Origin of the sequence: Candidatus Equadaptatus faecalis (genome assembly GCA_018065065.1) — a bacterium.
GTDB lineage: Bacteria > Synergistota > Synergistia > Synergistales > Synergistaceae > Equadaptatus > Equadaptatus faecalis.
Genome location: JAGHTZ010000035.1, coordinates 1 through 12,270, shown reverse-complemented (window position 1 = coordinate 12,270; position 12,270 = coordinate 1). Strand labels below are relative to the sequence as shown.

Below are 12,270 nucleotides of genomic sequence, written 5' to 3'. Positions count from 1 at the left end.
GACAACCAGCTTCAGGCATTGCAGCTTTCAACCTTTATCATACTGCCGAGCGTTATGCTCTCCGGCTTTATATTCCCGATTGAATCGATGCCGAAATTTTTCCAGTTCCTGAGCTGGACGTTCCCTGTAACCTTCTACAACGACCTTGCGCGGCAGATAATACTCAAGGGCGGCGGCATGGAATACGTGTGGGACGACGTAGTTGCGCTCTGCATATTCATTGCGGTCGTCTTTACGTCAAGCGTTGTTAAATTCAAAAAGAAATTCGTGCCATAAGCCGCACCTCGCACTTCGCGGAGTGAAACGTGACATTTGTAAATAATCTCCAACAGGAGTTGAGAATAATGAAAAAAACCGGAAAAATAGTGACAGGAATTCTGCTTACGGCGATATTTGCGTCGTCCGCCTGTGCGGCTGACTGTGAAAATCTGAAACAGCTGATTGAACTTGCGGACAAAAACAATCCTGTGATTTTTGCCCAGCAGCAGAAAGTGAGACGTGCCGAAGCAGTTGTGAACGAAAGCACGGCAAAAATGATGCCGAAACTGAAAGGCATTTATGCCGCAATGTGGCAGGAAAATCCGATGTTTGACGTGAACAGCCTTTTTTCCGACCATCCGCTGACAATAAAAATTCCAAAAATAGAAAAATCATTTAAGCTGCCGCTGATGATGGAAATACCGGAAGCAAACAACGCATTTACCAAAAATAATGTCTTTGTTTCAGCCGCACTGCTTACACAGACAATTTATGCCGGCGGCTCGCTTTCGTCGGCAAAAGCCGCTGCAAAACTTGCGTACAAGGCAATACAGGCAGAGTCTGTCCGCGTGACGCAGACAGTTGAAAACGCAGTTCGGTTCGGCTATTACAGCTACAAACGCGCGGAAGCCAAAAAAGTGGTTGCCGAAGAAGCGGTCAGTCTGACAAACGACCATCTTTCACAGGCGGAAAAACTGTTCAAGGAAGGTGTTGTCTCAAAGGCTGACGTGCTGCGTGCTAAGGTCGCCGTTGCAGATGCCGAACTTAACCTCATTCGCGCCAAAAACGGCATGGAACTTGCCAAAACGGCGCTTGAAAGAGCAGTTGCCGCAGATATTCCCGAAGTGCTGCTTTCGGGAGATGCTTGCGTTAACTCATGCGGAAATGCTGAACCTGCTGATGAAACAACAGCCTTTGAAAACCGCGCGGAACTCAAAATGTATGATTTTTACAGCAGACAGGCGGCAAAGATCGCCCGTGCCCATCAGGGCGAACTGCTGCCGCACATACTTGGTTTCGGCGCTGTGACTGCCAACAGCAATGAAGGCTGGCCGGAGGAAAATAAAAACTGGCACGTAGGGCTTGCTGCGACATGGAATATGTTTGACAGCGGCGAAGCACACGCAAGGACAGAGCAGGCAAGAAGCCAGTCAAAAGAGTTCCTTTACAGGCTCGAAGACAAGAAAAACGAAATCAGAATGGAAGTGCGTCAGGCAGCGCTTAACCTCAAAGAAGCCAAGGCCCGGCTTGACGTTTCAAACCGTCAGCTGACACAGGCGGAAGAAGATTACAGAATAGCCGTGCTGCGCTACAAAGAAAGCATAGGCTCAAATCTTGACATGCTTGACGCGCGGCTTGCGCTGACGGACAGCAAAACGAACGTTGTCGACGCGAAATACGACATAGCGCTGGCTGAGGCAAACTTACAGTTTGCAATGGGAAAATAGAATAAGTGAAAAGTGATAAAAGCAATTAAGAATGAATAATGAATAATTAAGAATTACGAACCAAAAAATTTTGTCTTGCTGCGCGAAGCGTAGCGAAGGCGCAACATCCGGTGACTTTACGCGAGTGAAACGAACAACAAGCGAAGCGCCAAAGAACGAAGTGCGAAAATAATTCTGCATTATTCATTCTGCATTATTCATTAAAACTTGTAATTGTTTCTTATAATCATTGGTTTTTTAAACGCGAAGCGAATGGAGGCAGATTCATGCGTTGTCCGGTATGCGGTGCAGGCGAAACAAGAGTTATAGAAACAAGAAGCAGTGAAGACGGTACGGTGAACCGCCGGCGCAGAATTTGCCCTGAATGTGAAGCGCGTTTTACCACGTTTGAAAGGATTGAAGAAAAAGAATATCTGTGGGTTGTCAAAAAAGACGGCACGAGACAGGCATTTGACAGACAGAAGCTTCTGCGCGGAATGCAGCACGCCTGCGAAAAACTGAACATAGATCTGAACGTGCTCGAAGAAGCCGTCTCCGAAATAGAGCGCAAGGTTCGCGCGACAGGACAGGGAGAAATCGCCTCGTCACAGCTCGGTGATATGGTTGCCGAAAAACTGCGCCGCATTCACAAGGTTGCGTACGTCCGTTTTGCCTCCGTGTATAAGGAATTTACCGACGTTGAGAACTTTGCGGAAGAAATACTGCACCTTCTTGAAGAAAAGGAGCATAAAAAAAATGACTGATTCCGCGGAACGCTACAGGCGGCAGGAAAGGCTTTTTGATTTTCGCGAATCAACGGACGTTGTGCTTATGGTTGACGCTCTCGGTCAGGGCGAAAGCTATGAGTGGGATCCGACGCGCATAAGGGATGCGCTCATAATAGAGGCGGGAGTCGAACCGTCCACAGCCGAAGAAATCTCCATGGAAATAGAAGACGACCTGCTCAGTCACGGCAGACAGCGTGTCAACACGGCTATAATACGCGAGCTTGTCAACGTAAAGCTGTTCCAGCGCGGACTTGACGCGAAACTGACCGACCACCGCAGAATAGGCATACCGCTTCACGATCTCGAACAGATGTTGTTCTGCAAAAACAGGGAAAATTCCGCCTCAGGCTACACTCCGGAATCCGTCAATCACACGGTGGCGGAGACCGTCATAAAAGAATACGCACTGTCAAAAATCTTCACACAGGAGGTCGCAGAAGCGCACCTCAAAGGCGACATTCACCTGCACGACCTCGGAATGGCAAACCGTCCGTATTCGTCGCTGCAAAGCGCGGCATACGTCGCGAGAAACGGGCTGCGCTTCCCGGGCGCGGTATGCAGCGCGGCGCCCGCAAAACACGCCGACGTACTGCTCGCGCACCTCGTAACAATGACGACGCTTCTGCAGAACAGCTTTGCAGGGGCCTTGGCGTGGGACGCCGTGAACGTGATTTTTGCGCCGTATCTTGACGGTCTGGGCGACGCTGAAATACGCCAGCTTGCGCAGACAATGCTGTTTGAATTTGACAGGCTTGCAAGCGGCAGGGGAACGGCGGTTTTTACAAGCCTTGACCTCTATTTTGACGTGCCGAAGCATTTGGCGGACGCTCCGGCGACAGGCGCCGGCGGGCAGTACACGGGCAAAAATTACTCCGAATACGCTGAAGGCGCACGGAAATTCCTCCGCGCCCTGCTTGAAATATACAAGGAAGGCTGCGGCGAAGGACAGCCGTTCTTCTTCCCGAAAGCACTGCTGCACGTCACAAAAGAAACGTTTGAAACGCAGGACAAAGAGCTTCTGCTGCTCGCCTGCGAAGCGGCGGCGGAAAAAGGCAGCGTACAGTTCGTTTTTGACAAAGATTTTGTTACGCTCGGCGAATGTTACAGACTTGACGAATCCGGCGAACTGCCGGCGAAACTGCGCCGCTGCGTAATGCAGAATGTAACGCTCAACCTCCCGCGCGCGGCATACAAAGCAGACGGCAGCACAGACTCTCTGCTTGAAATTCTCTCCGGAGAACTTGAGCTTGCCGCGAAAGCCCACATACAAAAAAGGGATTTTATCAAAAAACTGCTTGCCTACGGAGTGGAAGGGCCGCTCGGAGCGCTCGTCTATTCAAACGACGACGCGCCGTACCTCAGGCTTGAAAAAACGGAATATTTAATAGGCCTGCTCGGACTTAATGAAATGGTCTTATGCCTGACGGGAAAAGAACTGCACGAAACGCCCGAAGCGGCACAGCTCGGGCTTGAAATTGTCAGGACGCTCGCGAAAAAATGCGCGGAACTCAGCGAAAAATACAACATGAACTTCATGCTTGAACAAACGCCGGCGGAAAGCACAGCGCTCCGCTTTGCCAGGCTTGACCTGAAACAGTACCCGCAGAAAGCCGAAAAAACTGTCCGCGGCGACGCTGCCAAAGGCGCTGTCTACTACACAAACAGCACGCAGCTTGCCGTATCCGCGGACGTCAGCGCTTTTAACAAAATTGACGCTGAAAGCAGAATGCACCCGCACTTTGCCGGCGCCGTAACCGTTCTCTGCACGGGAGGGGCGCGCGGCAGCGCAGAAACGGTGCTTCAGCTTGTCAGACACGCGTTTGAAGCCGGCTGCTCGCAGCTTGCGCTCAGTCCGTCCTTCACAATATGCGGCGAATGCGGAAGCGTATCGCGCGGACTGAACGAATACTGCCTTGCCTGCGAAAGCGAAAGCGTTGACGGCATTGCAAAAATAGCGGGACACTACTCCTACGTTTCGTCCTGGAACGCAGGCAAACTTGCGGAACTGAAAGACAGAAAACAATACAGGGAATTTAACTGAAATGAAAATCAAAATAGCTGACGAAGCGGCATATTTAACCGCTATATGCGGACTGGCTCTGTCGGTCGCCATGATAGCCGCCTCCGGCTTCGGGGTGTCAATGATAGTCGCTCCCGCCTACGTCCTGAGCAGAAAATTCACCGCCCTCACCTTCGGACAAATGGAATACGTCGTACAAGGCCTACTGTTCATACTGTTCTGCATACTCATGGGCGGCTTCCGCACTGTATATCTCGGCTCCTTTGTCAACTGCCTTATCTACGGCGCTGTGCTTGACTTTTGGCGTTGTGCCGTGCCCGTTCTAAATCCGGCGCTTACACCCCCCGGCAGCCTTCCGCTGCTGCCCAGAATACTGCTCTTTGCGGCAGGTCTGCTGCTCACGGCTGCCTCAGTCTCCGCCTTCTACAACACCTATCTGTACCCGCAGGTCTATGACTTCTTCGTGCGCGGGGTAAGCGGATGCTTCGGCATAAGACGGCTTAAATTCAAACTCTGCTTTGACCTCGCCTGCCTTGGAATTGCAACGGTTCTGACGCTGTGCTTCTTCGGGAAATTCGTCGGAGTAGGCATAGGAACGGTAATAACCGCCTGCACAATGGGCTTTCTGATAGAATTTTTTTGCGGTATCTACAAAAAATACCTTATCTTTGAACCGCACTTTAAAGAATTCGCGAAAAAATTTGAACTGAAATAAACAAACCGGCGCGGAATTTCTTCCGCGCCGGTTTTATCAGAGATTCAGGAATAATCCGAAAAAGCTGCATTTTTTTGCTTGACATACATTCTTTAAGGAATGTATAATACCGTCTGCTGCACTTTTGTGCGGTGTTTGTGTTGCAGGAAGGGGGCGGAGCCTTGCGCAGAACGAAGGAAGAAGCGCTTGAAACGAGAGAACGCATACTTAACGCAGCGCTGAATTTTTTCAGCGAGAAGCCGTATGCGAAGGTTTCCGTTGCTGAAATCGCTTCCGCCGTCGGCATGACAAAAGGCGCCGTCTATTGGCATTTCAAGAGCAAGAACGAGCTTTTTATCTGCCTTGCGGAGTATCTGCACGGGGAAGCGGCGCGTACCTTTACGCTTGGCGCGAATGAGCCGTCGTCTCTTGAAGATTTGAAGAATTATTACAAAACCTTTGTTAAAAGCCCGGAGGGCAAGGAGCTGCACGTCAAAATCCGCAAAATTCTTCTGCACATGAACGAGTGGCCGGACGAGGTCTGTACCGCTCTCACGGATTTGAAGAGGTCTTCGCTGGTACGCGAAAAGAATTACGTCGCAAAGGTGCTTGAAAAGGAGAAAGCGGCGGGAAAAATCAAGGCGGGCTGCGACTGCGGGGCAGTAGCGGAGGCGCTTGTTGCCGTTTTCAGCGGGTTGGGCAATCTCCGTTTTATGGATATGCTTGAAAAAGATTTTGCGAAGCATATTGATTTTATTTTCAATGCAGTTGAAAAGGAGCTTGCGCGGTAAGGCGGCGCAATGCAGATTTTATAAATATTTATAAAAAGGCAGTAAGCAGTTAACCCAATAAAAAGGAGAAGCACAATGGAAAACGAACAGCAGGAAAAGAAAAAAGGCGGAGCAACAAGATTTATCGCGATTCTTCTGATAATCGCGGCAGCAGGCGGTTTCTGGTATTGGAACAAGGGCGTTCAGGAGAAAAAAGCACAGCAGGAAGCCGCTGCGAGGGCGGCTCAGGCAGCGCCGATAGTCGTTCTCGGCGAGGTTGAGGAAGCAGACCTCTCAACGCAGAAGGAATACGTCGGAAGCGTTGAGCCGATTCAGACGGTCAACGTTGTGCCGAGCGTTACGGGCAAAATAGCCGCCGTTAATTTCAAGGAAGGTTCAATTGTTCACGCCGGACAGGTTCTTTTCACGATTGAGCAGAAACAGTATAAGGCTACACTTGCCCTCCGTAAGGCGCAGGTTGAGGAAGCAAAGGCAAATCTTGTCAATGCCGAAAGCTATCTGAAACGCGTTAAAACAGCCGACCAGCGCGCTGTTTCCGCTTCGGAAAGCGACAAGGCTAACGCAGCGTATCTCGCGGCTCAGGCGGCGCTCGCCTCCGCACAGGCCTCCCTGCAGCTTGCACAGATTGACGTTGAAAGAACGTCAGTCCGCTCGCCGATTACAGGCCGCATAGGCAAGGCTCTTTTCACAAAGGGAAATTACGTGAAGCCCGACAGCAGTCCGCTTGCCGTTGTGGTTCAGGAAGACCCTATCCGTGTCAGCTTCTCGCTGCCTGACAGGGATTATCTCGGACTGCTCAAAAATTTCAACGAAAAAGGCTCTGTCTTTGAAACAAAAATCAGGCTTTCCAACGGTGATGAAATCGAAGCAAAGGGTATGCGCGATTTTGAAAACAATCAGGTTGATTCAAAAACAGGCACGGTCGCCGTTCGTCTGCGCTATGCAAACAAGGACGGAAGACTTATGCCGGGCGCTCTTGTCCGCGTCTCCGCAAAGCCTGTTGAAACGCGTCTTGTGAAGTACATTCCGCAGGCGGCAATTCTTGCCGACGCGCAGGGGGATTACGTTTTCACGGTCAACGACAAACAGGAAGCTGTTGTGAAGCGCGTCAAACTCGGCGACGAATACGGCACGGCGCGTTTTGTTGAAGAAGGACTTGAAAAAGGCGACAAGATTATCGTACAGGGTATCCAGATGGTTCGTCAGGGCGTAAAGGTTCAGGTTGTCGAGAATCAGAAGAGCAGGGACACGGCGGCTGAAAAGGCGAAAGAGTCAGAGCTTGACCTGAAACCGGCAAAGGACGGCGCAAAAGAAGAAGCAAAGACTGACAAAGCGGAGAAAGAAGCGGATCAGGGCAAAAAAATGCCCGCGGCAATGCCTCCGGCGAAACAGGGGAAATAAAGGGTAAATAAAATGTTCGCAAAATTTTTCATAGACCATCCGAGACTTTCCTCGGTCGTCTCAATAGTTATGGCGCTGGCGGGCTTAATCTGTATTTTTAACCTGCCCGTAGCGCAGTACCCGAACGTTACGCCTCCGCAGGTCCGCGTTAACGCGAACTTTGTCGGAGCTGACGCGGAAACCGTTTCAAAAACCGTAGGCGCACCGCTTGAAGAGGAAATCAACGGCGTTGACGGCATGATTTACATGGAGTCAACCTCCAGCAGCAACGGAAACTATCAACTTTACGTAACGTTCAAAATGGGCGTTGACCCTGACATAGCGCTTGTCAAGGTTCAGAACCGCGTTACGCAGGCTTCCCCCCGTCTTCCGTCAGAGGTTACGGCGCGGGGCATAAGCGTTAAATCCGAGTTTGAGCAGGACCTCGGAATGGTTGCCTTAACCTCTCCGAACGGCGCTTACACGAACCTTGAACTGATGGACTACGCTCACTCAAACGTCAAGAACGTTCTCGCGCGTGTCGCCGGTATGGGCGATGTTGACGTATGGGGCGGACGTTACAGCGTACGCGTATGGCTTGACCCTGAACGCATGACCTCGCTCGGCATAACGGTCGCGCAGGTGGCGGCGGCAATTCAGGGACAGAACACGCAGGCTTCCCTCGGTTCGATAGGCGCCGCGCCTATGCTGTCAAGTCAGGTTCTTACCTACAACCTGCTTACTCAGGGACGTCTTACAAAAATTTCAGACTTTGAAAAAATCATAGTCGCGACAAACGCCGGTGGCGTTGTCAAACTCAAAGACATAGCGAAAATTGAGCTTGGCTCCGAATCCTACACGTTTGAAAACAAATACAACGGCGGAGACGCGGCGCTTATTGACATGACACAGGCGTCCGGTTCGAACGCCCTTACCGTTATGAGCGCCGCAAAGAAAGTTATAAAGACTCTGCAGAAAAATCTGCCGAACGGTATCAGCCTCGGTCTCGGCTACGACTCTACGGAGTACGTTATAGAAACGATAAAGGAAATACTTTCAACGCTTATTATTACCTTCCTTCTCGTTGTTTTTGTCTGCTGGATATTCCTGCAGAACTGGAGGGTAACGCTCGTACCTGTTATGGCTATCCCTGTTTCGCTGCTTGCCACCTTCATCGGTCTTGCGGCGCTCGGCTACTCCATAAACATTCTGACGCTGTTCGGGCTTGTCCTCGTTATCGGAACGGTCGTTGACGACGCAATAGTCGTTGTCGAGCGCGTTACCTACGTTATGGAACGCGACAAATGCACGCCTGCGGAAGCCACGGCTCAGGCTATGAAAGACATAACGGGACCTATGATAGCAACGACCTTGGTTTTTCTTGCGATATTCGTCCCCGTCGCTTTCATGCAGGGCATAACGGGGCAGATTTACCGCCAGTTTGCGGTCACCATATCCTTCTCGGTCATGTTCTCGCTCGTATTCGCTCTTACGGCGAGTCCCGCGATGTGCGCCCATCTGCTTACCGAAATCAAGCCGGCAGAAAAAGGGCCTCTTGCGTGGTTCAACTCGGCGCTTAAGAAATCTACAGCATGGTACGTTGAAAAATCTACGTGGATCGCAAAAAGAAGCCTGCTTGTCGTTCTTGCGGTCGCGCTTGTAATCGGCAGCTTTGCCCTTGTCTATAAAACCTCGCCGAAAGCTTTCCTTCCGGATGAAGACCAGGGTGTTCTTTTTGCTGCTCTCCAGCTGCCTGAAGGTACGGCGAAGGGTCATACCACAGCGCTGGTTAACGCGCTTGCAGACGAAATCAGAAATATCCCGGGCGTTGAAACAACCATGGCTATTACGGGTATGTCCATGATAGGCGGACGCGGCGAAAACCTTGCGTCTGTAATCGTGCCGCTTAAGCCGTGGGGCAAGCGTTCCGCAAAAGACCAGAGCCTGGACGCCATAGTCGGCAAGATACGCGGCATAACGGCGCGTATTCCTAACGCAAAAATAAACGTATTCACTCCGCCGGCAATTTCAGGACTCGGCGACATAGGCGGTATAGACGTAAGACTTGAAGCAATGCTGAAAGCCGACCCTGCAGAACTTGAGACGGTTCTCGGCGAACTGATTGTGAAGCTCAACCGGCAGCCGGAAGTCGCGGCGGCATTCAGTACCTACAATGCCGGAACGCCGCACCTTTACGTTGACATAGACCGCGAAAAAGCAGAAGTAATGAACGTTCCCGTCAGCAACATATTCGCCGCAATGCAGATGTATTTCGGCTCGGCTTACATCAACGACATCAACCTCGGTTCCCAGGTCAACCGCGTTATGGTGCAGGCTGACGCGCAGTTCCGCTCAAAAATCGACGACATAGGCAGAGTCTACGTTTCAAGCGCAACGGGACAGCAGATACCGCTTGAAACTCTGATACACGTCAGAAAAGTGCTGGCGCCGAGTACCTACAAACGCTACAACATGTACCCGTCGGCAAACATCAACGTCATAATGAAACAGGGCTTCTCAACCGGCCAGGGTATGGCGATAATAGAAAAACTGGCACAGGAACTTCCTTCGGGCTACGGCATAGACTATTCCGGAATGTCCTATCAGGAGCGCACGGCAGGCAACCAGATAGCGCTCATACTTTCAATTTCACTGCTGTTTGCCCTGCTCTTCCTCGTAGCACAGTATGAAAGCTGGACGGTTCCTGTCCCTGTCATACTCTCACTGCCGGTCGCAATGCTCGGCGCAATACTCGGAATCCGCGCCATGGGACTTCCTGTCTCCATATACGCGCAGCTCGGCATACTGCTCCTTATCGGACTTGCGGCAAAGAACGCAATACTTATTATCGAATTTGCAAAAGAGCAGCGTGAAGAGAACGGACTTTCAATCATAGAGGCGGCAGCGACCGCCGCCGGTGAACGTTTCCGCTCGGTTCTTATGACGGCGTTCACCTGCGTTCTCGGAGTTCTTCCGATGCTCTTTGCATCCGGCGCAGGCTCCGGCTCGCGTAAAGCCGTCGGCTCCACGATGTTCTTCGGAATGAACGCGGCAACAATAATCGGTATCTTCCTGATACCGGGACTGTACGTGCTTTTCCAGACCATGCGCGAGAAAGTCTACGGAAAGCGCCGCGTATTCGGCGCGAAAAAAGCGGATAGCGCAGAGGAGGGAAAATAAAATGAAAAAGAAAATAATCCTTGCCCTTCTGGCTGTACTGCTCCTTGCCGCCCCGTCATGCGCCTTAACCGCGGCAAAAGGCGACCCGCAGCTCAAGGAAGGGGAATTCCTCAAGCTTGCGCAGAATTATCCGATACCCGACCTCAACTCAGGCGAGTTTAAACTGGCGGAGCCGAGTCCGGAACTGCTTGCCAGCTGGTGGACGACGTTCAGCGACGAAACGCTGACGCGTCTCATAGAATACGCGCTCAAAAACAGCCGCGACCTTAACACGGCGCGTTCAAGAGTGGTGCAGGCGCGCGCGGGGCTTGCCTCAAGCAGGGCAAACCTGCTTCCGTGGCTTGACGCCACCGGAACGTATCAGCGCGGAATGAAATCGGAAGCAGCCAACGGAAAGGCTGAAAAAGGCGGCAGCGGCGGAATGACGGGGAACGTCTTCTCGCTCGGTGTTGACGCCTCGTGGGAAATAGACATTTTCGGAGCGCGCAGGGCTGAAGTGAAAGCTTCAAAGGCAGCCGTACAGGCTCAGTACGCCCAGCTCTACAACACGTGGGTGTCGCTCTCCGCGGAAATCGCGCTTGAATACATAACGCTCCGCACGGCGCAGCTCAGCCTCGATGTCGCCGAAGAAAACTACAAACTTCGCGAAGCGACCTACAAACTTCAGGAATCGCGCTGGAAGGCAGGACTTGCCGACCAGCTTACGCTTCAGCAGGCAAAATACACAATGGAGCAGGTTGAGGCGCTCATTCCGCCTCTCAAAACAACTGTGGAAGAATGCAAGAATGCCCTCGCGGTGCTTGTCGGAAAAATCCCCGGCGAACTTGAGCAGGAGCTTAGTGAACGGAAAAAAATCCCTGTTGCCTCGGGAGGATTGCTGTACGGCATACCGGCAAACATGCTCCGCCAGCGTCCTGACATACAGGCGGCAGAACGTGAGGTCGCAGCGGCATTTGCCAGAAGACAGGCGGCAAAAGCAAATCTCTGGCCGCGTTTCTTCCTTGCAGGTTCAATCGGAACCGAGGCTATTGACGGCGACAGCCTGTTCAAGGCAGGAGCGCGCAATTTTGGCTTTGGCCCGTCGGTAACACTGCCGATATTCCGCTGGGGCGCACTGCAAAGCAACGTCACCGTGCAGACGGAAGCCGAAAAACAGGCTCTCTACGCGTATGAAAGTACGGTTCTCAAAGCAATAGCCGAAGTGCGCGACGCGCTTGTCGATTCCGTGCACGGCATAGACAGGGGCAATTCGCTTAAAGACGGTATGGACGCGGCTCAGGCGGCGGTTCAGATTGCAGAAGACAAATACAACGCGGGACTTGTCAACTTTGACACGGTAATCAACGCGCAGGAAGCATACTTGTCGTTCTCCGAACAGTACGCAATCAACAAAGGGCGCATCTCCGCCGCGACGATACAGCTCTTCAAGGCTCTCGGCGGCGGCTGGCAGCCGATAGACGCGGAACTGATCAAAAAATAACCTGCCATACGCTGTATGAACAAACAAACGGCTTGGGAAAAATTCCCAAGCCGTTTTTAGTTTTTCCAAAATTGCTTTTGGGTATGTTAAACACAGCCCCTACGGGGCGCGTGTGTTAAAAACAAACGACGAACTTAGAACGACAAACGAAGAACAAATTAAAACCTTAACGCTCGTTTCACTTGCGTAACGTCGCTGGATGCTGCACTTCCGCTGCGTTCCATGCAGCAAGACAAAGATTTTTTGTTCTTC

General features: G+C 51.7%; 9 protein-coding genes. All 9 read left to right on the top strand.

The window, feature by feature from the left end; translation table 11 throughout:
* The coding region (locus tag KBS54_02850) for an ABC transporter permease (protein MBQ0055070.1) at nt 1–276 on the top strand (276 nt) is incomplete at its 5' end.
* A gap of 68 nt (nt 277–344) precedes the next feature.
* Nucleotides 345–1,706: a TolC family protein gene (locus KBS54_02845; protein MBQ0055069.1), complete on the top strand. Its 1,362-nt coding sequence runs from the start codon at nt 345–347 to the stop codon at nt 1,704–1,706.
* Nucleotides 1,707–1,972: 266 nt separating this feature from the next.
* The gene (gene nrdR / locus KBS54_02840) at nt 1,973–2,449 is read left to right on the top strand and encodes a transcriptional repressor NrdR (protein MBQ0055068.1); all 477 of its coding nucleotides are present in this window, start codon (nt 1,973–1,975) and stop codon (nt 2,447–2,449) included.
* Nucleotides 2,442–4,514, top strand: coding sequence for an anaerobic ribonucleoside-triphosphate reductase (nrdD, locus tag KBS54_02835; protein ID MBQ0055067.1), 2,073 nt, complete (start codon nt 2,442–2,444; stop codon nt 4,512–4,514). Before nrdR ends, nrdD begins: the two co-directional genes overlap by 8 nt.
* Before the next feature lies 1 nt (nt 4,515).
* Complete coding sequence (locus KBS54_02830; protein ID MBQ0055066.1) at nt 4,516–5,208, top strand: hypothetical protein; 693 nt, start codon at nt 4,516–4,518, stop codon at nt 5,206–5,208.
* Between the two features lie 161 nt (nt 5,209–5,369).
* On the top strand, nt 5,370–5,978 hold the full coding sequence (locus KBS54_02825) for a TetR family transcriptional regulator (protein ID MBQ0055065.1): 609 nt from the start codon (nt 5,370–5,372) through the stop codon (nt 5,976–5,978).
* A 75-nt stretch (nt 5,979–6,053) separates the two neighbouring features.
* Complete coding sequence (locus KBS54_02820; GenBank protein ID MBQ0055064.1) at nt 6,054–7,379, top strand: efflux RND transporter periplasmic adaptor subunit; 1,326 nt, start codon at nt 6,054–6,056, stop codon at nt 7,377–7,379.
* 12 nt (nt 7,380–7,391) lie between these two features.
* Nucleotides 7,392–10,538 carry an efflux RND transporter permease subunit gene (locus tag KBS54_02815; protein ID MBQ0055063.1) on the top strand — a complete coding sequence of 1,049 codons (3,147 nt, stop codon included), beginning with the start codon at nt 7,392–7,394 and terminating at the stop codon, nt 10,536–10,538.
* Nucleotide 10,539: 1 nt separating this feature from the next.
* Nucleotides 10,540–12,018 carry an efflux transporter outer membrane subunit gene (locus tag KBS54_02810; protein MBQ0055062.1) on the top strand — a complete coding sequence of 493 codons (1,479 nt, stop codon included), beginning with the start codon at nt 10,540–10,542 and terminating at the stop codon, nt 12,016–12,018.
* Nucleotides 12,019–12,270: the final 252 nt, after the last annotated feature.